The organism is Methylocystis sp. NC52PC, from assembly GCF_055698645.1.
Window position 1 is genome coordinate 3,393,001 of record NZ_CP170127.1, and the last position, 22,664, is coordinate 3,415,664.

The 22,664-nt window shown below is 62.8% G+C and carries 26 protein-coding genes; all 26 read left to right on the forward strand.

Annotation, left to right across the window (positions count from 1 at the left end):
- The first annotated feature begins 192 nt into the window (after positions 1–192).
- Complete coding sequence (gene nusG / locus ACETII_RS18625) at positions 193–693, forward strand: transcription termination/antitermination protein NusG (protein ID WP_472786510.1); 501 nt, start codon at positions 193–195, stop codon at positions 691–693.
- Positions 694–1,102: 409 nt separating this feature from the next.
- Positions 1,103–1,690 (forward strand): hypothetical protein, encoded by a 588-nt coding sequence (locus ACETII_RS18630; protein ID WP_472786511.1) that lies wholly within the window; start codon positions 1,103–1,105, stop codon positions 1,688–1,690.
- An 8-nt stretch (positions 1,691–1,698) separates the two neighbouring features.
- Entirely contained in the window at positions 1,699–3,723 is a 2,025-nt protein-coding gene (locus ACETII_RS18635; RefSeq protein WP_472786512.1) for a terminase gpA endonuclease subunit, read from the forward strand.
- A complete protein-coding gene (locus ACETII_RS18640; RefSeq protein WP_472786513.1) occupies positions 3,714–3,944 on the forward strand; it encodes a phage head-tail joining protein in 231 nt (76 codons plus the stop codon). The genes ACETII_RS18635 and ACETII_RS18640 overlap by 10 nt, the downstream gene beginning before the upstream one ends.
- The gene (locus ACETII_RS18645) at positions 3,944–5,452 is read left to right on the forward strand and encodes a phage portal protein (protein ID WP_472786514.1); all 1,509 of its coding nucleotides are present in this window, start codon (positions 3,944–3,946) and stop codon (positions 5,450–5,452) included. The genes ACETII_RS18640 and ACETII_RS18645 overlap by 1 nt, the downstream gene beginning before the upstream one ends.
- Before the next feature lie 22 nt (positions 5,453–5,474).
- The gene (locus ACETII_RS18650; protein ID WP_472786515.1) at positions 5,475–7,487 is read left to right on the forward strand and encodes a phage major capsid protein; all 2,013 of its coding nucleotides are present in this window, start codon (positions 5,475–5,477) and stop codon (positions 7,485–7,487) included.
- 73 nt (positions 7,488–7,560) lie between these two features.
- The gene (locus ACETII_RS18655; protein ID WP_472786516.1) at positions 7,561–8,163 is read left to right on the forward strand and encodes a DUF2190 family protein; all 603 of its coding nucleotides are present in this window, start codon (positions 7,561–7,563) and stop codon (positions 8,161–8,163) included.
- A gap of 9 nt (positions 8,164–8,172) precedes the next feature.
- Entirely contained in the window at positions 8,173–8,529 is a 357-nt protein-coding gene (locus tag ACETII_RS18660) for a head-tail joining protein (RefSeq protein WP_472786517.1), read from the forward strand.
- A complete protein-coding gene (locus tag ACETII_RS18665) occupies positions 8,511–9,173 on the forward strand; it encodes a DUF6441 family protein (protein ID WP_472786518.1) in 663 nt (220 codons plus the stop codon). The genes ACETII_RS18660 and ACETII_RS18665 overlap by 19 nt, the downstream gene beginning before the upstream one ends.
- Positions 9,170–9,634 carry a hypothetical protein gene (locus ACETII_RS18670; protein ID WP_472786519.1) on the forward strand — a complete coding sequence of 155 codons (465 nt, stop codon included), beginning with the start codon at positions 9,170–9,172 and terminating at the stop codon, positions 9,632–9,634. Before ACETII_RS18665 ends, ACETII_RS18670 begins: the two co-directional genes overlap by 4 nt.
- Complete coding sequence (locus tag ACETII_RS18675) at positions 9,634–9,849, forward strand: hypothetical protein (RefSeq protein WP_472786520.1); 216 nt, start codon at positions 9,634–9,636, stop codon at positions 9,847–9,849. Before ACETII_RS18670 ends, ACETII_RS18675 begins: the two co-directional genes overlap by 1 nt.
- Before the next feature lie 15 nt (positions 9,850–9,864).
- Positions 9,865–10,836: a phage tail tube protein gene (locus tag ACETII_RS18680; protein ID WP_472786521.1), complete on the forward strand. Its 972-nt coding sequence runs from the start codon at positions 9,865–9,867 to the stop codon at positions 10,834–10,836.
- Positions 10,833–11,384 (forward strand): hypothetical protein, encoded by a 552-nt coding sequence (locus ACETII_RS18685; protein WP_472786522.1) that lies wholly within the window; start codon positions 10,833–10,835, stop codon positions 11,382–11,384. Before ACETII_RS18680 ends, ACETII_RS18685 begins: the two co-directional genes overlap by 4 nt.
- Positions 11,381–11,602 carry a hypothetical protein gene (locus ACETII_RS18690; protein ID WP_472786523.1) on the forward strand — a complete coding sequence of 74 codons (222 nt, stop codon included), beginning with the start codon at positions 11,381–11,383 and terminating at the stop codon, positions 11,600–11,602. The genes ACETII_RS18685 and ACETII_RS18690 overlap by 4 nt, the downstream gene beginning before the upstream one ends.
- Positions 11,589–13,787, forward strand: coding sequence for a phage tail length tape measure family protein (locus tag ACETII_RS18695; protein ID WP_472786524.1), 2,199 nt, complete (start codon positions 11,589–11,591; stop codon positions 13,785–13,787). The genes ACETII_RS18690 and ACETII_RS18695 overlap by 14 nt, the downstream gene beginning before the upstream one ends.
- Complete coding sequence (locus tag ACETII_RS18700) at positions 13,784–14,452, forward strand: hypothetical protein (RefSeq protein ID WP_472786525.1); 669 nt, start codon at positions 13,784–13,786, stop codon at positions 14,450–14,452. Before ACETII_RS18695 ends, ACETII_RS18700 begins: the two co-directional genes overlap by 4 nt.
- Positions 14,452–15,045: a hypothetical protein gene (locus ACETII_RS18705; protein ID WP_472786526.1), complete on the forward strand. Its 594-nt coding sequence runs from the start codon at positions 14,452–14,454 to the stop codon at positions 15,043–15,045. The genes ACETII_RS18700 and ACETII_RS18705 overlap by 1 nt, the downstream gene beginning before the upstream one ends.
- The gene (locus ACETII_RS18710) at positions 15,042–15,389 is read left to right on the forward strand and encodes a hypothetical protein (protein ID WP_472786527.1); all 348 of its coding nucleotides are present in this window, start codon (positions 15,042–15,044) and stop codon (positions 15,387–15,389) included. The genes ACETII_RS18705 and ACETII_RS18710 overlap by 4 nt, the downstream gene beginning before the upstream one ends.
- A complete protein-coding gene (locus tag ACETII_RS18715; RefSeq protein WP_472786528.1) occupies positions 15,382–17,343 on the forward strand; it encodes a hypothetical protein in 1,962 nt (653 codons plus the stop codon). The genes ACETII_RS18710 and ACETII_RS18715 overlap by 8 nt, the downstream gene beginning before the upstream one ends.
- Positions 17,344–17,359: 16 nt before the next feature.
- On the forward strand, positions 17,360–18,199 hold the full coding sequence (locus tag ACETII_RS18720) for a hypothetical protein (RefSeq protein WP_472786529.1): 840 nt from the start codon (positions 17,360–17,362) through the stop codon (positions 18,197–18,199).
- 79 nt (positions 18,200–18,278) lie between these two features.
- Positions 18,279–18,836, forward strand: a complete 558-nt coding sequence (locus tag ACETII_RS18725; RefSeq protein ID WP_472786530.1) for a hypothetical protein — start codon at positions 18,279–18,281, stop codon at positions 18,834–18,836.
- 41 nt (positions 18,837–18,877) lie between these two features.
- A complete protein-coding gene (locus ACETII_RS18730) occupies positions 18,878–19,171 on the forward strand; it encodes a hypothetical protein (protein WP_472786531.1) in 294 nt (97 codons plus the stop codon).
- Positions 19,172–19,190: 19 nt separating this feature from the next.
- Complete coding sequence (locus ACETII_RS18735; RefSeq protein WP_472786532.1) at positions 19,191–20,510, forward strand: phage head spike fiber domain-containing protein; 1,320 nt, start codon at positions 19,191–19,193, stop codon at positions 20,508–20,510.
- A 3-nt stretch (positions 20,511–20,513) separates the two neighbouring features.
- Positions 20,514–21,002: a hypothetical protein gene (locus tag ACETII_RS18740; protein ID WP_472786533.1), complete on the forward strand. Its 489-nt coding sequence runs from the start codon at positions 20,514–20,516 to the stop codon at positions 21,000–21,002.
- A 3-nt stretch (positions 21,003–21,005) separates the two neighbouring features.
- Positions 21,006–22,340, forward strand: coding sequence for a hypothetical protein (locus ACETII_RS18745; RefSeq protein ID WP_472786534.1), 1,335 nt, complete (start codon positions 21,006–21,008; stop codon positions 22,338–22,340).
- A gap of 6 nt (positions 22,341–22,346) precedes the next feature.
- Positions 22,347–22,655, forward strand: coding sequence for a hypothetical protein (locus ACETII_RS18750; protein ID WP_472786535.1), 309 nt, complete (start codon positions 22,347–22,349; stop codon positions 22,653–22,655).
- The last annotated feature ends 9 nt before the right edge of the window (positions 22,656–22,664 follow it).

The window sequence follows — 22,664 nt, forward strand, 5'->3', positions numbered from 1 at the left end:
TTGGAGCAAGCTGGAACCCTTGACCGTTCCAAGAGCTGGGAAGACGTTTCCGCAATTCGCAACAAGACGTTTTGGGAGCGGGCCGCCATCGAGCCAGCCTGGTATGTCGTCGAGGCGATCCCGGAAAAGGAGTTTGAGCTGGCGGTTTCGCTTCACGCCGCCTTCGGCCCCTTCGGAAAAGACGTTGAGGTCTTGCACCTCGTCGACGTGTACCGCGCGCAGCGGCGCACCGTCGCTGGGGGAGTGCTGAAAAAGGACAAGTTGATTCGCAAGGTTTCGCGCTTCGGGCAGCTTATTTTTGTGCGCGTGACTATGACGAAGGGGCTATGCGACGCACTTTCCAACATGCCTTTTGCTCAGAGCGTCATGCGCTGCAAGGATGGCGAGAGGCCTGTCGTCATATCTGACGCAATGATTGAATTCTACAAGGGAATCCCGAACAGGGGAACAATCGTCGAGCCAACCAAAATCCGCCTTGGCGACGTCGTGAGGCTGATCGCCGGGCCCGCGGCTGGCGCACAGGGCGTCGTCGAGCGGGTTGACTCCGGCCGAGCGTTGCGTCTCGATACGTCGAAATTCGGCGGGCTGGCGCCCCTCATCATCGAAGCCAGCCACGTTGAGCTTGTGGAGCAGTGCCGAAAGCGCCCGATCGAGCCCAACGTCAAAAGCCAGGCCAAGCGCAAGCGGGCCTGAGTGCGAAGCATTCCCAAGCGAAAGAACCGAAGGCAACCCGCAAGCCGCTTTGAGCGCGGCGGGCGGCGGGGTTCGATTAGGCGCAGCCGGGGGCGCGGACGGCCCCGGCGCCCCCTCGCCGGCCCTGCGTCCAATGCGCGCCTCCGCACAGTGTGCGCGGGCACACATTGGGCGGCAGCGCACAGGGTCCTTCCCGCCACTTACCATCAGGGAGGAGGCAGGGTCCCGGGGGTGGAGGCCAATCTCGATTTTTTTTTAGGGTTGTGCGTGCTCAGGGTTGTGCAACGTCGCGGTTGTGCGTCGACATGGTTGTGCGAAAGGGTTGAATGTGGAGCCGGGGGCGGATTGGATTTCGGTTTCTGACCTCGCGAAGGCGCGCGGCGTCAGTCAACAGGCGATATCTAAGCGCGTGCGCACGCTTGCCCATCGCGGCCAGCTTCCGACGCGGCGCGCTGGCAAGATCAAACTTATCCACCTCCCCTCCTTCGACGCTCTTGTCGCTTCGACGCATGATCCGGCCCAAGATTTGCGCAATCGCAACGTAAAGGCGCGATCGCACCAAGGTGATGCGATGCCACCATTCCCAACGCCGCCGTCCATTGAAGATCATGCGGCGGCCGGCGCGCTTGCACCGCGTAAACGGCCGCCCCATGCCGAGGTTGAAGAACCGCCGGCCGCGCCGGAGCCATCGAAGTTTAACGACGCGGCCGCTCGCGAGAAGCATGCCAAGGCGGAACTCGCCGAAATGCAGCTCGCGCAAAAGCGCGGCGAGCTACGCCCGGTCCGTGAAATCGAAGCGGCGGCGATCGCCTGCGGAACCAAGATCACGCACGCCTTGAACGCCCTGAAATCTCAATACGGCAAGCTTTACGCTGCCTCAAAGGGCGGCGAAGAGGCGCTGCGCGTCGAGCATATTGGCCAGGTCAACGCCGCAATCTCGGCGATCGCAGAGGCGATGGCACAGCTCGCCGCGCAAGGCTTGCAGAAACGCGACTAAAAGCCGTTATGAGGCGTCCCACGCTTTCAATCGTCGCAGGAGCGATCGCCCTTGCAGTCACACCGCCGTCGACTCTTACGCCATCGCAATGGGGCGCGAAGAACCTTGTCGTAATCGACGGGCCGCGCGCGGGTCAATTTTGGGACGCGCGCCAAGCGCCCTATATCTGCGCCATCCTCGACGGCGTCTTTTGCGGGCCGCACACAAAGGGAACCGTGCGCAAGAGCGCGCAAGTCGGCTTCACGCAAGGCCTGACCGTGCTCGCCGGTTGGATTGCTTGCGAAAGCCCTGCGAACACGCTTTTCGTCATGCAGACTAGCGCGATGGCGATGAGTTTGAATCGCGAAAAGCTGCAGCCGGCGATCGACGCTTCGCCGGCCTTTCGCAGGCGGATTGCGCGGGCCGCGAGTAAGGACGGAGGCGGGTCGACCGCACTCCGCAAGGCTTTCGTCGGCGTGCGCGGCGGTTTGACAATCACCGGCGCGAATTCCGCCTCGGAGCTACAAACGCGTACGGTCAAATATGCGCTATGCGACGAAATCGACCAGTGGCCAGGCGACATTGACGAGCAAGGTTCGCCTATGACCATGGTCGACGATCGCCAAATCGCGCACCATGCCGATCGAGACTATCGCAAATTGCAGGGCGGCACGCCGACGCTCAAAGGTCAATCGCTCGTCGACGTTGAATTCGAAGCCGGCGATCAGCGCTATTTGCGTCTACCCTGTCCGCATTGCGCCACGCGCATTCGCCTTGTCTTCGGCGGCTTCGTCGACGACGAAAAGGGAACTGGATTGCGTTTCAATCGCGCCGCGCCCTTCGACGCGCATTACGTGGCGCAATGCTGCGGCGTCCGAATCGAGCATTGGCAAAAAGAAAGAATGATCGCCGCGGCGCTCGATCTCCCCGATTTTGGCTTCATCGCCGAAGCGCCCGGTCCGGGACGGCCGCCGTCTTGGCATATCGACGCGATTTCATCGAATTTCACGACATGGGACAAGATCGCCGAAACCTATGTTGCCGCAGGCGACGATCCACAAAAGCTGAAGGGTTTCGTTAATCGGTGGCTCGGCTTGGCTTATGAAGAAAAGCAGGATGTCCCGGATTGGGAGAACCTTTTTCGCCGGCGCGAGAGCTACGCCGAGCGCGTTATCCCGAAAGACGTGATCCTAGTCACTATGGGAGTCGACGTTCAAAAATTTGGGCTCTATGTCGAAATCGTCGGATGGACCGCAGATAAGCGCTCTTACACTCTTTACGCCACTTATTTGCGCGCCGGCGACGCCGAAAAAGGTGGCGACACCTCCGATCCTGACGATCAATGCTGGAAACGATTAACTGACTTGCACGAAACCCCCTTGCGCGACGAATTTGGGGGAATGCGGCGCATCACGGGAACCGCGATCGACTGCCGTTATAATGCGCCTGTCGTCTATGATTGGGTGCGTCGTCACCATATGGCCTACGCGGTTCGCACCGAAGAGGGTTGGAATAGGCCGCACCTGGCGAGCCCGAAATATGTAGATTTCGACTGGCGCGGAAAGCGCATCCGCGGCGGGGTGCAGCAATGGCAGGCTGGGAGCTATAACCTCAAATCTCGCTTTTACGCATATTTACGCCGCGAAAAAGAGATCACTGATAAGATCGAGACGCCGCCGCAAGGCTATTGCCATTTCGGAACCTTTCTCGACGAGCGTTACTTTCGACAATTGACCGACGAATACATCGCGACTGACAAAATCGGACGGCGTTTCTGGAAGCCGCGCACCGAGGAAAACCATTTTCTAGACTGCCGCATCCTAAATATGGCTCTCGCTTTCGGCGGGCCCGGCTTCGATCTCGATGGCTGCTCAGCGCAAGAGCTGCTCGCCGCGCGCGAGGAATATCGGTTGGCTGCATCAAACGCACCCTTGCTTGCGTCAATTGAGGCGGAGACGCCACGTCAAGAGGCGGGCGAGGACAGCGATCCGGCGCCCGACGATCGCGCCGACGCCGGCGGCGGTTGGGGATTTACGGGGGGCGAATGGCTTTAACTGTCCAAGAAATCGACGGCCATATCGCGGCCTTGCAAGCGTCGCTCGCGTCAGGAGAGCTGACGGTCGAATATGACGGGCGTCGCGTCACCTACAAGGATACGAAAAACCTTCTCGACGCGATCAATTATTATCAACGCTTGCGCGCTCAGATTCCGGCAACGGGCCCGGCGCCATCCTCGGCGGATCGCGGTTCTTATGCGGCTTTCGAGAGAGACTAGTGAAGCCATCATTTTTTGATCGCGCGTTGCTCGCGCTCGCGCCGCAAACTGGCCTGCGCCGCCTCCAGGCCAAGGCCGCCGCCGCCGAGCTTTTGCGCTACTTCGACGGCGCGTCGCGCGACCGGCGCTTATCCGGCTGGCGCACGCCGTCGTCAGGCCCAAACGCCGAAAATGAGGTTTCGCTCAAAATCTTGCGCGACCGCGCCCGCGATCTCGCCCGCAACAATAAGACAGTGGCGGCGGCGGCGCTGCAATTTCAGGGGCAGACCGTCGGAACTGGAATCAATCCGCGCGCGACCGATACGCGCAAGACGATGAACCGCAAGGCTAATGACGCCTGGGCGCGCTTCGTCGACACATGCGACCCGGCAGGCCAAATGGATTTTCATGGCATTCTCTCGGCGACGGCGCGCGCTCTATTTATCGATGGCGAATGTTTGCATAAGTGGCTGCCGGTCAATAACCGCCCCTTCGCGCAAATCCGCTTGCTGGAGGCCGATCATATCGACGAATCCAAATCGAATTTTTCGGCGTCGCAAACGGCGCGCCTCGTGCAAGGCATTGAATTCGACGACGACGGCCGCCGGTTGAATTATTGGTTGTTTCCCAATCACCCCGGCGAGTCTTTGACGTCGCTGCGGCCGTCGCTCGTTTCGACGGCGGTTCCATCTAATCTCGTCGACCATTATTTTTTCATGGCGCGGCCCGACCAATTCCGGGGAATTTCATGGCTCGCGCCGTCAATTATGTCGCTGCGTGGCATGGATGACGTCATCGAGGCGACCATCTGGCGTAAGCGCATCGAGGCGTGCATCGGCCTCGTCGTGCGCTCGCCGGAAACGCACGGCGCGACGCCACTCGTCGGGAGCCAAAAAACCGACGATCGCGGCCGTATCGAGGAAACGCTCGCGCCGGGCAAAATCTTGCGCTTTAGCCCCGGCGAAGAGGCGACCGCGTTCGAGCCTTCGACCGGCGGCGACACGGTCGACTTCATGCGATCGCAGCTTTACGCCTTTTGCGCGACAACCGGGATTCCTTATCACGCCGTCACTGGCGACGTTAGCCAAGCGAATTATTCGTCGCTTCGCGCCGCAACGCTCGCCGGCAATGTTTTGATTGATCTTGTCCAATGGCTCGTGCTCGCGCCGCGAGTCAAGGCGGCCTGGCGGCGGGTTATGGAGGCCGAGGCGATCGCCACGAATACGCCCGGCCTACGCAATGTGCCATGCGCCCTCTCCATGCCGGTTCGCCCTTGGGTCGACCCGCAAAACGACATAACGGCGAAAATCCTTGAGATCCGCGCCGGCCTGCAATCCATGCCCGACGCGATCGCCGAGCGGGGCCTCAATTGGGACGATCAGCTCGCTGAACTCGAGGCCTTCGCCAAGGCCGTCGATCAGCGCGGCCTCACGCTCGACGTCGACCCGCGCAAGGTCAATCGCAATGGCGCGCAGCAAGGCGCAAAGCCGGCCCTTCTCGACGCGCCTGGCGATCCGGCCGCGCCCTAACCCGCCGCAAAGAGGTATCAACATGCAACGCACGCAAGGCAATGCCCCGCAGGGCTTCGTGCCGGGCGGCCCCAGCGCCCGCGCCGTCGTCGACGGAACTCCGGCGAGCTTTAACCAGGCGGCGCGCACTTTCGAGGCGATCCTCTCGACCGGGGCCGGGGTCACGCGCTGGGGGATTACCGAAGAGCTGGCCATCTCGCCCGAGGCGGTCGATTTGTCGCGTGTCGGACAGGGCGTCGTGCATTTTATCGACAGTCATGACACCCAAACCGTCGACAAGGCGTTCGGCAAGGTCATGTCGGCGCGCTTCGAAGGCGGATCACTGATCGGCGTGATTCAGCTTTACGACGACGAGCAAGGCGCGAAGGCCGAAAGCTGGCTGAGGTCGGGCAAAATTCGCGGAATTTCGATCGGTTACACCGTCGAAAAATGGCAAATGGTCTCGCGCGAAGACACTGGCGCCGAGACCTGGCGAGCCGAAAATTGGACGCTTTTGGAGGCTTCCGCAGTCCTCAAGCCTGCGGACCCTGGCGCGATCGTGCGGGAGATCGCCCCAGCGACAGAAATTCCCGTCTTTCTAGCAAAGGAATCCGATATGACACGCTCCGCCCTGCCGGCGGCCGCAGCGGCGGCCGTGGAATCGGTCGCGCCCGCGCCGGCCCTCGCGCCTGCCGAAGACACGCGCGCCGCGCCGGTTGCGGCCGCCGCCCAGGCGGCCGAACGCCAGCCCGCCCCTGTCGTTGCGCTGGCCCCCGCCGCGGCCCCCCCGCCGGCCGCCGACCCGGCGGGGGTCCGCGCCGCGATCTCCCCGGCCGACACAATCCGCATTCTCGACCAGGCGGCTTTCTTCGGCGAGCGCGCCCTCGCCGAGAGCTTGCTTGCGGCGGGCCGCAGCGAGCCCGAGGTTCTCTCGGCGGTCGCCCGCGCCCATTGCGACAAAGCGCGCGGGGTCGCAATCGGCGGGCCGCGCGCGACGATCATTCAAGACGAGACCGAGACGCGCCGCCGCGCCATGGAGGAAGCCCTCTCGATCAAATTTGGCGTCCGCGCCGAGCCCCAGGGCCTCGCGCGGGAATTCATGGCGCCGAATTTCTTTTATGAAATGTGCGCCCTGCATATTGGCGAGCGCGGCTATATGGGCCAAGTCGCCCAGCGTGAGGACGTCATCCGGCGCGCGCTCGGGACCTCGGATTTCCCCTATATTCTCGAAAACGCCCTGAATAAGAGCCTTGCGGGCAGTTATGCGCTGGAGGCCCCGGTCTATCGCGAGATTGCCTGGCGCGCGGATTTCAATGATTTCCGCCCGCACGCCTCGCTCACCGCCGGCGATTTCCCCGCGCTCCAGAAAGTCTTGGAGAATGGCGAAATCAAATTCGGCAAATTCTCGGAAAACAAGGAAGCCGTCGCGGCGTTTAGCTACGCGATAGGCCTGCGCTTCACTCGCCAGGCGCTCATTAACGACACGCTGGGCGCTTTTGAGCAGGTCATCGCCTCTTATGCGAACATGGTCGCGCTCTTGGAGGAAACGACCTTCTTCGCAAGCATCAATGCGACCCTGTCCGACACAAACACCGTCTTTCATTCGACGCACGGCAATCTCGCCGCGTCGGGAACCGTGATTGACGTTACCAATGTCGGCAAGGCGCGGGCTGCCATGGCGAAACAAAAGACGATCGACGGCAATGTCATGTTGTCCAATACGCCGGCGATCATCCTCACCGGCCCCGACAAGGCGACCGAGGCCGAGCAGCTCGTCGCCACGATCACGCCTGCGCTGACGGCCAACGTCAACCCGTTCTCAGGCAAGCTGCGGCCGCTGTCGACGTCGCAGATTTCTGGGAACCAATGGTATTTGTTCGCCAACCCCGCCGCGGGCCGCGCCAATTACCGTTGGGGCTATTTGAACGGCTACAGCGCCCCGCGCGTGCGTCGTGAAGAGCCGTTCGGCTATCAGGGAGTCGCCGTCACCGTCGAGCATGATTTCGGCGTCGGCGCGATCAATTATCGGTTCGGCTATTCCAACCCCGGCGCTTAAACGCGCCGCCAAGCAATGCCGCGCGCCAGCAATTGGCGCGCCGAGGCCTGAATCGGACAAAGGAACGAACCGCATGAAAAACTATATTCAGCCGGGCGAGCATCTCGTCGTCGCCGCGCCCTATAACGTCTCTTCCGGCGACGGCGTCAAAGTCGGATCGCTCTTCGGCGTCGCTTCTGTGACCGTGCTCTCCGGCGCCGACGTCGTGATCGTGCGCGAGGGCGTTTTCGATCTCAAAAAGACCTCGGCCCAGGCATGGGCGCAGGGCGATGCGATCTATTGGGACGATACGAACAAAGAGGCGACCAATGTCGCCAGCGGCCATATGCCGATCGGCAAGGCGGTCGCGACGGCGGCGAATCCGACGTCGACGGGCAAAGTCGCGCTCGATCCCACGCCAGGCCTGCGCGTCGTCGGCGACCAGCTTACAACTGTCACCGCGACGGATACGGTTGTGACTGGCCTGACGAAAGTGCTCTCGGCCGTCGCAACGCTCGAAAGCGATCCGGGCGACGACCCCATGCTCGTCTCGGCGCAGATCGGCGACCAGGCCGGCGCGCCGGCCGCCGGCTCGATCGTCGTCAAGACGTGGAAAAACACAGGCGGCAATGATCCGACCCCTGCGGCAGCGACGACCTTTTCGAAGAAGGTCAATTGGCTGGCCTGGGGCTACTAAGAGCGCCGCGTGTCAAATTTCGACGCCCTCGCCGCGAAGACACTTTCGAGCGTCTTCGATCGCTTCGGCCAGCCGGCGGCCTATCACCCGCTTGCCGACTGGCCGATTCCTTGCCGCGTGGTCGAGAATAAGGCGGACGAGCAAACGGCGATCGGCGAGACAAACCTCGTCGCCGCGCAGCGTGTTATCGAGGTTCGCGCTTCCGAGGTCGAGCGGCCGGAAAAGGGCGCGCGCTTTCTCGTCGGTTCCTATCATTATGTCATCGCCGCACAGCCGCGCCGCGACGATCCTTCCGGGCTCGTCTGGAAATGTCTTTGCCGGCCGGCGCCCGCTGACGGTTGGACTCCATGGCGGCCCCTACCCTAACCGTCGACCCCAAAGAGGTCGACGCCGCGCTCGACGCGGAATTCAAGGCGCTCTCCAAGCGCGTGAGAGGCGCAATGGAGCGCGTCGGCCGCGACGCCTTGCTGACGCCGGTTCGCGACGCTACGCGGGCGGCGCTCAAATCGAGCAAGCTGCCGACAACGTGGCGCGGCCAGCTCCAGCCGAAAGACGACAAGCCGACGCTCGCCCCGGCGTTTTTCGTCTGGTCCAAGGCGCCAAAGATCATTGGCGCATTTTCCGAAGGCGCGACGATCGCGCCAACCGGCGGGCGGCGCTATCTATGGATTCCGACCGAGAATGTCCCGAAAGGGGGTGGCGGGCGACCCTATAAGCCGGCCGAGGTCGAGCGCAAATTCAAGAAATTCATCTTCGCGCGTTCGAAAAGCGGAAACCTGGTCGCCCTGGTCATGGCGCGCACCGGCTACAAAAAGACGCAACATCGCAGAGGCGCCGCCCCGAAGATGGTTTTCAAGCGGGCGACGAAAAAGGAGCCTGGCGAGAAGATCGCCATGTTTATTCTTGTCCGGCAAGTGCGGCTGCGCAAGCGCCTCGATCCCAAGGGAATTGCTGAGACCGCCGGCGCACGTTACGCCCTCGCCTATCACCAAGCGGCCCATAGCTCATGACGATCTCGACGACAGAGACGGCGATCCTCGCTTTAATCGCGACGTTGAACGCCTCGGCCGATTTGCCGGCCGTGCGCCGCAATCCGGTTTTCGACGACGTTTTCGAGCTGCTCGGCGCCGAGCCGGCGATCGGCCGCGCGCTCATTGTCCGCACCGGCGACCCGGTCGACACGCAACGCACGCTCGGGATTCCGAGCGACGGGCGTTTCGAGCTTGTGCGCGCCGTCGAGGTCGAATTCTACGTCGCCGGGCCGGAATGCGACAAACTGTTTTCGCAGCTCGACGCCGGCGTCATGGCGATCTTTGCAGCGATTGAAGCCGATCCCACGCTCGGCGGCGCGGTCACGATAGCTGAGATCGCCGATCAGCCAGAACTCGGCGAGGACGAAGCCGGATCGAACGCCGTCCTCACCGCGCTTATACGCGTGCAACTCACCTATATCTCGCCGAGGGCTTACTAATGGCAGAAGACAAGAAAACTCCGCCTGCGCCTCCCGCACCGTCGCCAGCGGCCGCCGAAGCCGCCCCGAGCCATATCGTCGTCACCGACGATGTTGCGCCTTATCGAAAGGGGCAAGTGCTGCCTTACGATCTCGCGCTCGTTGCGCGCCTCGACGGCAAATTCCGCCCGGCAACGCCCTTCGATCTCGGCGTCGCCGGGTTCATGACGCGCTAATAGGAGCTTTCCAGAATGGCGACTCAAGCGATCGCGCTCGGCCAGCTCGCAAGGGCGGCCTTTGCAACAGAGGCCGGCTCCTATGGAACGCCGGCGGGAAGCGGCTACCGATACGCCCACTATTATAAATCCAATCTGCGCGCGACGAAGCCGATTGAAAGCGACCCGATCATCGGCTCCGGCTTGAATAATTACCGAGACAATGGCGCGATCGCCCCGACCTTGACCGAGCATGGCGGATCGCTCGAACTGCCCTTGTGCCTCAATCAAATCGGCGATTGGCTACGGCTCGTCTTCGGCGCGCCGAATACCAGCGGCGCGGGCAATTTTACGCATGTCTTTTCGTCCGGCGCCTTGGTGCTTCCCTCGGCGACGATCGAACTCAACCCGGTCTCGGGCGATTTCCGCCAGCATGTCGGTTGCGCGGCACGATCGCTTAAGCTCGATCTCGGCGACGCCGCCGGCTATCAGCGCGTCACGCTCGATATGCTCGGCTTTGGCGAGAATATCCTCGGATCGACCGGCGCCGGCTCGCCGGCGGCGGCGAAGACTTACGATAACCAGGCGCGGACGCTCGCCGAGGTTTTGCTCGGCGGCGCGTCGGTCGGCGTGTTGCTCGGCGCAAACTTCACCTATGAAACCGGCCTGATTCAGGATCGATATATCGACGGTTCGGCCAATTTCGGCGGAGCCGTGCTCGCCGAACAAGCGCAATTCTTCGGCGATATGCGTATTCGTTACACGGGCAACACGCTCGACGCCGCCGCCCTCGCAGGGACCGAGCAATCTTTGCAAATCCGCTTCGTCAAGGGCGCGAACAACCAGATTTCTTTCGATGCGCCGGCTTGCGCCCTGGGCCGCGCCGGCGTGGCGATCGAAGGACCGGGCGGGATCGAACAAACGCTCCCGTTCCGCTGCCACCAAACCAGCGGCGCAGCCATGCTCGCCGTTACCCTCAAAAACCAAATTGCGGCGTATGCAGCATGATCAAGCTTCGAACAAAGAAATCCGAGCCGCTGAGGCTCCCGCTCGGCGACGCCGCCTTCATTCTTTATCGCCCTCTCACGGCGATCGAACGAGAGGCTGCCCTGGCGAAATCTCGTGAGTTTATCGAAGAGGCAAGAGCGGGAATCGACGCGTTTTCGCGTTACGGCTTCGAAGGAAGCCCGGATTGGATCGACAATTCCGAGCTGGCGCTTGGCGTGGGGACCTTCGTTCTTCATGTCGAGATGGCCGTTCGCGTCTTCATCTCGTGGGAGGGGATTGGGGATGAAGCCGGCAACGCCTTGCCGCTGACGCGAGAAAACATCGCGGCGCTGATGCGCGACCCGATCATCTATCCGGTTGTGCAACAGGCCTTGTTGCGGCCGTTGCATGATTTGGACGCTGAGGGAAACGCGTCCGCGCTCTCGCCGAATGGCGCGCCGGCGGGGGCGAAGAATACTGCGCAGGGTGCGCAAGAATCGAAGCCCCCTGCGCCAGCGGACGGCCAGGCGTCGACGGAAAGCGCTGCCCAAAACACGCTGAGCCCTTGACCGCCGAGGGAGCGCTGGCGATCGGCCTCGCCTTTCGTCCTGGGCTTATTCGCCGGGCGGGATGGGCGGGCGTTGCGGTCGGGCTCGATTATCAAGGGGCGCTAGCGCTCGCGCCTTCCGACTGCGATCGGGAGGCGCTCGCTTTCTTGCTGATCCGCGCAGAAGACGGCCTGCTTTCCGGCTTCAGAAAAATGGAAAACAATAATGGCGGCAAATAGCGTCACCATTCGCCTGGGCGTTTCAGGCTACGCCGAGGTAGAGGCGAAGCTCAAAGAACTCGGCGTCGCCTTTAAGAAAGTCGGCGGCGACGCGGAGCAATCCGTTGGGCTGGCTCGGCATGAGCTGATCAACCTCAGCCGCCAGGCGCAAGATATTGCCGTTTCCCTCGCCAGCGGCCAGTCGCCGTTGACCGTGCTGATGCAACAGGGGACGCAAGTCGCCGACATTCTCGGAACGCACAAGGGCGGCCTGGGGTCCGCGGTCAAAAGTCTCGGCGAGAACATTCTCGGCCTTTTGACGCCGGGGCGTCTCGTGGGGGGCGGGCTTGTCGCTGCGTTCGCTGCGGTCGAGCAGCAAATCAGCAAAGCGTCTGCAGAACTCACAAACCTGGGCCGCGCGCAGGCGGCGACAGGGCTCGATCCCTCGCGGATCCTCGCCGCCCGTGGGGTTGGCGCTGGCGCCGGTTTGGATGGAAAGGAAGTGCAAGGCGCGCTCGAGCACGCCAATCGCGAATTCGAGAGGTTCCAGCTGCATTCCGGCGAGGTCAAAAAGGCCCTCGAAGAGATCGACGGCCGTTTCATTATCCTGGGCGAAAGGGCGCAGACGACAGGCAAGTTTATCGACTTTGTCCAGGAGAAGATTCGGGAGCTTCCGCGTCAGGAAGGGCTCGACCTCGCCAGGAAACTCTTCGGCGAAGACGCCGGCGCGAAGCTCTTCGAGGCCATTCGCAACGGCGAGCTCGCTATGAAGGCGCTCGACGAGGCGGCGCAGAAGGCGAGCGTGACCTTCGCGGACGGTCCGGCAAAAGCCGCGCTCGACTTGCAGCACGAAATCGACAAGGCCGCAGAGATCGCCGATCAAAAGCTGTTTGCGGCATTCGGACAGCTTTCCGACCCTCTGCGGAGCGTCTCGCTGCTCTGGCAGGAAATCAAGATCGCGATTGCCGATAGCGTCATGTGGGCCGAGCGCCTTGCGGGAGCGATCATTGACGGCGGCAAGAGGGCTGGAACCGTTCCCGGCGCGGTCGGCCGCTCAATTGACGACTACATGGCGGCGTATAACCTCAACGGGAAGCCGCTGCCGGATTGGAGGCCGACAATCGCCTCTTCCGGCCTGCCCGCGGGTTGGAACGCCACCCAACAAGCGTTTACGGCTTGGAACAACGAAGGCCTTGGCCCGCTCGAGAAGAAGAAGCGCGGCGGCGGTCGCCATGGCAAGAGCGACGCTGAGCGTGAGGCCGAAAGCTATGAGAGCATCACCCATGATCTCGAAGGGCAGTTGGCGCTCCTGCAGGCGCATGGCGCAGAACATGACCGCCTCGAGCTGAAACTCAAAATCGAAGCCGAGCAAGCCAAGCTGGGGAAAGTCGCATCGCAAGAACATAAAGATCATGTCGCGGAGCTGGTCGCGAAGATCGACGATGCGGAGAAAGCTCAGAAGCGCCTGAATGAGGCCGCGAAGGGCTTCAATGAGGCCTACAAAAGCGCATCCGGCTCCGCGTCGACAGTGATCAAGGACGTCTTGAAAGGGAAAAGCCCCGGCGACGCGTTAAAGCGGATGCTCGACGAAGGCCAGTCGAATGCGCTCGACGCGATCCTCACCGGCTCCGGTCCCTTCGCGAAGATGGCCGGGACAGCCGGAAAGGATGGAGCAGTCGGCGGTCTCTTTGGAAAGCTCGCCGAGATGCTCAAACTCGGCGGCGACAAAGAAACCCAGCAAATGAACGTGCAAGCGGCGAACGTCGTCGTAAATGGCGGCATAAGCGATGTCGGCAAGGGGCTCGGGAGCCTAGCCGAGGGCGCCAGCGGACTCTTCGATTGGTTCTCAAAGCTCTGGCCCTTCGCCGGCGGCGGCGTCATGACTGGCGCCGGGTCACTCCCGCTCAGGCGTTATAGCTGGGGGGGCATCGCCAGCTCGCCGCAGTTCGCCATGTTCGGCGAAGGCTCGCGGCCCGAGGCCTATGTCCCCCTGCCCGACGGCCGCTCGATCCCGGCCGTCGTCGATCTAAAGAACGCCGGAAGCGCGCCAGGCGCGCCAAACATCACAATCGAAGATCACGTCGGCGTTAATGTCGAGCGACGCGTCACGCGCGGCGAAATCCGGCTCATGATCCGCGAAGAGCAAGCGCAGGAACGCGCGCGGCTTCCCGGCTACCTCGCGGACTATCAGAGGGCGGAACCGTGAGGGACCCCGCCGTTAAGCCATGGCCGGCCGCGCTCTGTCCGCGCGACATAACCCCGGTTATGGCCGACGTGTCCTTTACCGGGGGCGCGTCGTTCTCCGGCGCGCCGCAAATCGTCGCGGCGAGCAATGGCCGCTGGCGCTTCATCTATCATGACGTACGCTTCAAGGCCGAAAATATCCTCGCCGCGCGGGCGTTGCTCGCCTACCTCGCGCGCATGCGCAAGATTTACGTCGGCCCGCAGAACGGCATTTACTCGCCGGCTCGGCGCGCCGGCGTCGCGACGCCGTCGAGCGCCCTTTTCACCAATGGCTTCGGCTTCACCAATGGCTTCGGCTTCGCGCAACGAACATCGGATTGCGCACTCGCAGCTGACGCGAAACTTGGCGCAGCGCAAATTTCCGTCACGAACTCCCTCATCGCGCCCTTGAGCGCCGGGGACTATTTCGAGGCCGACGGCCGCGTGCATCTGATCGAAGAAATCTCGGGCTCAACGTGGACGATTTGGCCATCTTTGCGCGCGGACTGCGCCTCGGGAACGATCCTCGAAATTGACGATCCGCGCATGCTCGCGCGCCTCGATCCCAAAAGCCAGGCGCTCGCCTGTCAACTAAAAGTTGGGTGGACTGGCTTGGCGACGTTTGAATTTATCGAAGAGCATTGGTAATGCAGCCGCCGATCGCCTTTTCCGACGCCGTGCAAGCCATGCTCAGCGAGCATGTCGTCTTGGCGCGCTTTGGCGTGCAACTCGACCTCGCGTCGGAAACTGTCTACCTCTGCCAAGGCGACAGCTTCAGAGACAATGTCGGGCGCCTGTGGCGAGGCCTCGGCCTCTTTGGCGAATTGGCCGGCCTGCAGATCGGCGCCGAGGCCGCGACCTCGCCCATTCAATTGACGCTCGCCGGCCTCGTCGAGGACGATAAGACGTTGCAAAGCCCCTATGCCGCGCTCGGCCGCGCGGCCGCGGACGCCAGCGCGGAAATCATCGGGCGCACCGCGTCGGTCTATGCCATGTTCTTCGACGAAACGCTCGGCCAACCGGTCGACCTTCCCTATTTGCTGCAAAGTTATCAGCTCGGCGCGGCGACGCTCGAAATCGGCGAGGGGCAAATCGCCCTCACCGTGCGAGGCGATCCGCTCTTCGGCGGCAAGCATATCGCGCCCTTGAATCTCGTCTGCGACGAAGACCAGCAACAGAAATACCCGGGCGACCGGGTCTTTGAGCGCGTCGGCTGGCGCAAGACCGTGATTACCGCATGACGCCCGATCCGATCTCTTTCGCGCATGGCTGCGGCGCTAAGGGGCCGTGCGCGCAATATGTGGCGCAATGGCTCTTCGTTAACGGCGCCCCCCGCGTCCCGTCGCCGCGCGAGATCATACGCGACTGGCGGCGCTTGGGCGTCGAGGCGGGCGTCGCGCATTGGGCCGAGCGGATCGGCTTGACGCCCTGCCCGCCGCAACCCTTCGCGATCGCGCTCGCTGCGCAGCCACAGGGCGCGCCCTTGCTTGGGATCGTGAGCGCCGACGGCCTTTTCGTGACGCGCAGCTTTTCGCGCGTGCTGATCGCGTCGGATTTCGAGATTGTAAAGGCCTGGCGTGTCTAAGATCGTCGACCCCCTGCTTGGGATCTTCGGCGCCGTCGCGTCATTCTCTGGCCATCCTTGGATTGCCCTCGCGCTCTTTGGCGCAAAGACCGGCGTCGGCTATTTGGCGGGCAATAAGAAGCAGCGGGGCGGCGATCAGCCGATCGCGCATCAATCGCCGCCCCCGGACTATAAGGTCACTGTCGAGCATCCGATCGTTCCGCGCGTTTGGTCCTATGGGCGCGTGCCAAATCCCGGCGCGTTTATTTTCAAAGAGGCCGGGCCGAACAAAAACGTTCTGCTTTATGGCTTCTATATGTGCGACGGGCCGATCGACGGAATCGAGTCGATCACCTGCGACGACGAGTATGTCGCTTGGATTCCTGGGTCGCCCTATCTGTCGCCGGTCCCGAGCCAGCCTGGGTCGATTTGGGCTCCAGGCGCCGGCACAAAATGGGTGCAATATTCCGCGGGCGTCTTTGGCCCGCTTATTTTCGCCGAAGTGATCTCGGCGACCGAGTCGGGCTTTCAATCCTACCTTTTGTCGCAGCTCGGCCCGAATGGCGCCGTCAATGGCGTTATCACCGCCGACACCGGCCTTCTAAATTTTTGGGATTCGTCGCACCTCGGCAAGGGCGCGACGATGTTCTACGCCTGGGGCTATCTGCCGACGACCTACAATGGCGCAAATCGTCAGACCTATTGGCCGAACAATTGGCCGCTCTATCAATTCGTCTATCGCGCTGCGCCAGTCTATGACCCGCGCGACCCGGGCCAATCTCAGAATGATCCGTCGAGCGGCGCGTTCACCATCTACAATCCGACGTGGAAATGGTCGGAAAATCCCACACTGATCGCCGCGAACTATGTTTCGCGTCTGATCGCCAATGGCCAAACGGCCGTCAAGGGCGTCAATTGGGCGTCGATCGAGGAAGCCGCTGATGATTGCGATCGGCTCTGCCCGTGCTTCATTCGCAATTTCGGCGACGGCGGTCTCTGCCAGGAGCCGTTTGCGCGCATGTCGGCGAATATCTCCCTCGATCTCGAGCCGCGCGACGTGCTGGCGAAAATCATGGCCATTTGTGACGGCGGCTATGGGCTCGATCAGAACGGCTTCTTCTCAATGTGGATCGGCAAATGGGAAGCGCCAAACGTCGTCTTTACCGACTCGGACGTTCTCGGAATCACACAAGAGTTTCAGCCGCCGCTCGCCGAGCAATATAACTATTTCAACATCACCTACACCGAGCCGCGCCAGCGCTATTCGCCCATGCAGGCGCCGCTGTATCAGGACAAGGAATCGCAAGCCCGGATCGGCCGCCGGCAACAGTCGTTCACTTTGGATTATTGCCCCTCGCCAAGCCAAGCTTGGCGCATGGTCCGCCGTCACGCCATGCGCGAAAACCGCCGGCGCATTACTGTGCGCTTGAAGGCGCGCGGCCTGCTGACCCTCGCCCAGCGGATCGTCGGGCTCGATTGCCAAAAGTTTGGGATCATCGGGACGTTCCGACTGTTGCAGATTTCTCCAGGGCGAAGTCTCGGCGAGTGGACGGCGCAGCTCGCCGAATTGACCGAGGACATTTTCGACGATCCCGCCGCGCCGCCCGATCCCTTAAAAAATTTCGAGGTTGTTAAAGCCCCGACATTGCCGACGCCGGTTCCTTATCTGTCGGTTGTTCCCGACGTCGCGACGGGCGGCGGCGCCGTTCGGATCGACTATGCGCAGAAGATCTCAGTTGGAACCCTTTTGCCGCTGCCGACGGTCAATCTCGTCGTCGATCCCAACCTCATGTGGGACGCGCATTATTCGACCGACGGCGGAGCGACATACCGTCAATGCAATGTGCTGATTTCGCAGTTTAGCGTGCAAACGCCGGTCCTCCCCAAGGGGACGACGGTCACTGTGCAGGCTCGCTATATCCCGAACAACGGCACGCCCGGCGGCTGGGGCTCGTCGGTCTCGATCACGATCTAAGCGCTAAGGGGACAGCATGGGCGCGCTCGACACAGCCTTCAAGAACGCATTCCTCGCGGCGGCGGCGGCCGACACGGCGCTGTGCCGGGCGCTCGGCGCTGCAATCGAGGCTTATCTCGCCGCGCCCTATTCCATCAACGCCAACGCCGCCGCCTCTCCGACTTCGGCTCCGACGGGCATGATCGCGCGGGTCATCGGCAAGGACGGAGACGCGGTTCAGGCGCTCGTCGTCGACGGCTTCGGCGGCGTCCCTGAAATCATCCCGCGGCGCGCGAATAACACCGGAGCGAGCCCGGCTGCGATCGCCAATGGCGATATTCTCGGGCGCTTTTCGTTTGCCGGCTATCATACGAGCGGCGGCTCGGGCTATTCGGCGCGGCCAGCGAGCCTGCGCGCCGAGGCGACGCAAACGCACACCTCGTCGGCGCAGGGCACTCGGCTCGTCTTTGCGACGACGCCGGACTCGTCGGCGACGCCGGCCGACGCGCTCTTTATCGGCAAGGATCAATCCGTCCGCGCGAAAGGCCCGCTCGGCTACATTAACGGCCAGGGCGCGGGGTCGACTGTCTCGCAAGCGTCGAGCCGCACAACCGGCGTCACGCTCAACGCCGCGACCGGCCAAATAACCCTCGTTACGGCCGCCGGCGCGTCGACGGGGCAAAGTTTCATTCTGACGAATTCCTTCATCGAGGCGACCGACATTCTTGTGATCAGCGTCGCCGGCAGCCCGACCGGGCTTTATTATTTCGGAACCAAGATTGGCAGCGGGTCGGCGACGATCACGATGTTTAACCCAGGCAACAATAACGAGTCCGTCGTCTTGAGTTTCGCGATTATCAAGGGCGCAAACAACTAAGCGCAAAGCGATCGTCCTTATTCGGGCGTAGCGCGTTTGTCTGCATCTCACTAGCGGCCTAATCACGGAGAAGCTGAAAATGGAAAAGATGAACGTCGCCGACGCGATCGGCGCGGGCCTGATCGTGCGCCCCGAGCGGGCCGAGGAAATGCTGATCAAGGGCAAGTATATCGTCGAATGTCGCGACAAGGACGGCAATCTAAAGTGGAAAGACGAGATCAAAAACCTCGTCACCACGGCCGGCAAGAACGACATGCTCGACAAATATCTTGCGGGCTCGTCGTGGTCGACCGGAACCGTTTACATGATGCTGAAGGGCGCGGGCTCCGCGGCCGCCGGCGACACGATGGCGTCGCATGCGGGCTGGTCCGAGCTGAATATTTCGGCCTCTTCCGGCGCGCGGCAGTCGGTTGCGTTCTCGGCGGCCTCCAGTGGCTCCAAGGCGACCTCTTCCGCTGTCGCCTGGTCGATCACGGCGGCTGGCCCCACCACTGTTGCGGGCGTTGCGGTTGTCATCGGCGGCACAAGCGCCAATGGCAATACGACTGGCGTTCTCTTCTCGGCCGGCGATTTCGCCTCGTCGCGCTCTGTGATCGCCGGCGATACGCTCAACGTCACTTATTCGGCGTCGCTGTAAGCGCGCTCTTTGGCGCGCGGGGACCACTACGGAGTCGACAAATGGACATAGAAGCAGCGAAGCGCGCCGGGGAACTGGCGCGCGGAATCGAGCAGCGCGAGCCCATGCTTGCGCTGCTCGACAAAGCCATCTCTGAGGGCTGGCTGATTAAGGAAGTCGTGGCCGTCAATCCCGCGAGGAGCGAGGAAAGATCTCTCGTTTTGGACGTGCTTGGCGCCGATACGAGCGCGGCTGGCCTGCAATTTATCCGTCAGGTCTACGAGGGCCAAATCGCCGCGCTGCAAAGCGATTTGGACGCTGCGGAAACCTGGACCCCGCCTCAGACAGACCCCTGACGCTGGATTGTAAACCTCGATGGCCGCGATTGTTCACACCTCGACCTCGTCCTCGATCCAAACGGGGACGGTTCCGGCTGGCTGGAATAGCAACAACAATACAGTTCATGGGATCGGGCCAGGGGGAAATGGTTCCGGCCGTCAATCCGCGTCGATCGGCGGCGTCGGCGGCGGCGGCGGCTCCTATGGCCGCCGCGCCAATGTGCGGCTCGTCGCCGGCGAGACCTATTATTATTTTTTGCCCGCCGGCGGCTCCGGGTTGGATGCGTGGTTCAATGATCTCAACTTGCTTTTGCAATCTAATTCCATGGATCAGTATCCCGCATGGGACGACCAGGGCGCGGACGCATACACGGGCGGTCAAACCGCGCCGGACGGCACAAGCACGGCCTGGAAATTTATGGAGGATGGAAGTTTCGGCTCCCATCGCTTCTTTACGCAATTCACAAAGCCGGCTCAGACTCTTCAAATGTCGTGGGTCGTTTATGCGAAGAAAGTTAGCGATCGCCTTCTCCGCTTCATTGTTTACGATTATGGCGGTGAATGGATCGAGATAACCATTAATTTAACGACGCTGGTCGCAGCATTAACGGCGTCCAATGGGACGCAATTCACATATTCGAGCCTGACGGCCAGCACGGACGATGTTGCGACTGGAGCTGCGGGGAACGGCTGGTATCGGCTGCATTTGAAATTTACGGCAGACGCCGCCGTCGACGACATCCAGCTCCTTTATGCGCTTGAGCATCCCGTGGATGGCGACGACTATCAGGGCGACGGCGCGTCGCACATGCTGCTTTGGCACTCCCAACTGTATTGCGGATGGGGGTCTAAGCCGCGCGCGCCGACCACAACCGAACGCCTTTATTCGGTGCTCGCGAAGGCTGGCACGAACGCGACGATCAGCGTCGCTGGCGTCGGCCAGTCGGGTTCGCAGGGCGACGTCACCTATCAAGGCGGCAATGGCGTTAAGCCTGCCTCCGGGTCGAGCGGCGGCGGCGGCGGCGGCGCGGCGGGGCCGAGCGGCGCCGGCGGCAACGCCTCGACGACGACGGGCGGCGCGGCGAACAACGGCACGACGGCCGGCGGCGCGGCGAACAACAATGGCGGCCCCGGCACAGAATTCGGCTCTAACGGGTCTGGCTCGGGCGCCGGCGGGCGTAGTTCGGCAGGCAATGGAATGGCTGGCGGCAATTATGGCGGCGCCGGCTCTGGCTCCTTTACGGGGGCGGCCGAGACTGGCGGCGCGGGGGCTGGCGCGATTATTTACGTTTCCTATAACCCCGCGTCGCTTGTCTGGAGTCCGTTCCTGCAAATCCAACACATGTTAGTGAGGTAAGTCATGGCTGGAAGACTATATACCGCCATCTTCAAGGCGATTGCAGTTACCGCGCTTCAAGACCTCTTCGAGATCAAGGGGCCGGCCGACGCCGTGACCGTGATCCATAGTTGGACCTTGACGCAGACAACCGAAGTCGGCGACGCGCAGGAAGAAATGCTGTTGCTGACGACCAATCGCGGCGTCGGCGCCGTGACGTCGGGCTCGGGCGGCGCCAGCGTGACGCCGCAACCGATCGCCGACGGCGACCCCGCTTATGGCGGGACCGTCGAGCGCAATAACACCACGCAAGTTGCAGTCGGCTCGGGTTCGCTCGAAACCGACCTCGAGGTTTACGGCTGGAATATCCGCGTTCCCTTCATGAAGGTTTACACGCCGGAAGAGCGCCCCGTGATCTCGCCCGGCAATACGTGGACGCTGGAGCTGGAAACTGCGCCGGCGGACAGCGTGACGATCAGCGGAACGATTACCTTCGAGGAAATCGGCGGCTAACTGATGGACCACTTTTTCCGTGCGCCCTGGCGCGCGCCGCCGCCCGTTCAAGGCGCCGCGCTCGTCCTCGCTAAAGGGCAGTCGGTCTATAACGAAAGCGTTTCCGAGTCCGCTGCGGCGAGCGAGTCTCAAAGCGCGCCGGCGGTGTTCCCTTGCGCGCGGGCGGAAGCCGCTTCCGCTTCCGAGGCGCAGAACAGCGCGGCCGTCTTCGTGGGCGCGCGGACGGAAGCCGCCTCGGCGGCGGAAGCGCAGAGCAGCGTCGCTGCCTTCGCCTCTTCGGTTGCCGAGAGTGGATCGGCCGCCGGGACGGAAAGCGCGGCGGCTGTCTTCGCTTCTTCCGTTTCGGAGAGCGGCGCGGCGAGCGAAAGTCAGGCCGGCGCCCAGGTTCATGCCGCGCCCATGGCCGAGAGCGCCTCGTCGGTGGCGGCGCAGGCTGTGGCGGCCGACCTCGTCGGCGCGGGGGCCGAAGCTGCGTCGGCGGTCGAAGCCCAGGGCGCAACGGGGGTTCTCGGCGCGGCTGCGGCGGAGTCGGCTGCAGCTTCGGACGGTAAAAGCGCCGCACTGGTCGCGGCGCCGCCTCTTGCGGAAGGCGGTTCAGCCGGCGACGCCGCGTCAGGTGCGCTGATCTCGGCGCCGTCGCGCGCCGAGGCGGGCGCGGCGAGCGACGCGGAAAGCGCAACGGGGATCCTCGGGGCGACGGCAGGCGAGTCCGGCGCCGCGAGCGCCGCGCAGTCGGGGCTGCTGGAGATCAGCGCGCCCGCGAGCGAGGCGGCGACGGCTTCCGATGCTGACGTCGGCGTGCTGGTCGTCGGCGCGAGCGTCTCGGAATCAGCCAATGCGCAAGACGAGCCCGCCGGCGACGTCGGCGCCGGCACTTACGGCGAGTCGCTAGACGAAGCCGCAAGCGCCCAGGACGAAGCAAACGCCCAGGCGGGCTTTGTCGGCGCTTGTTCGGAAAGCACGCCCGCGAGCGAAGCGCGGGCCGCTACAGGCGTTTTCGTGGCGGCGCTTTTGGAGGCGGCCGCGGCAGGCGACGCGCAATCCGCAACGGTTGTCGCCGTCGGCGTCGCTTCGGAAAGCGCCTCGGCCGATGCAGGCCAGTCGGCCTCTGTCGACGGGGCGTCGACTATCGCCGAGGCAATGTCGGCCGCCGACGCGCATTCAACGCTTGCTCAACTTGTTGCGGCGATTGCGGAAAGCGCAATCATCGTCACAACCGAGGACACTGCCCAAGAGGCTTTTGTCGGCTGCTTTCATCTCGCCGTTACGGCGGCGGAAGCGCATCTCGGCGTGGCCGGGGCGATCGCGCATATCTCGATCGAGGCTTGCGAGGACTAACGCGCCATGTCGACAAAATATGCAGAATTCGAACTCGGCGCCTCGATCGGTTTTTCGGGACCGTTCACAGACCCCGACGGCGCGGCGTTCACGCCGCCCGGCGCGACGCTTTATCTGACCTATAAGAAATCCGGCGCCCTCGTCGACGAGACGCACGCCATGACGATGAATGGCGCCTCGGCCTCCTATCTTTGGGACTCGTCGGCCGCCGCGCCCGGCCTCGTCACTTGGTATGCGGAGACGACGGGGCCAATCAAAGCCAATAAGAGCGGCGCCTTTACGCTCGTCGCCGCGCCGGCCAACCCTCACGCCTAGCCGCGCATG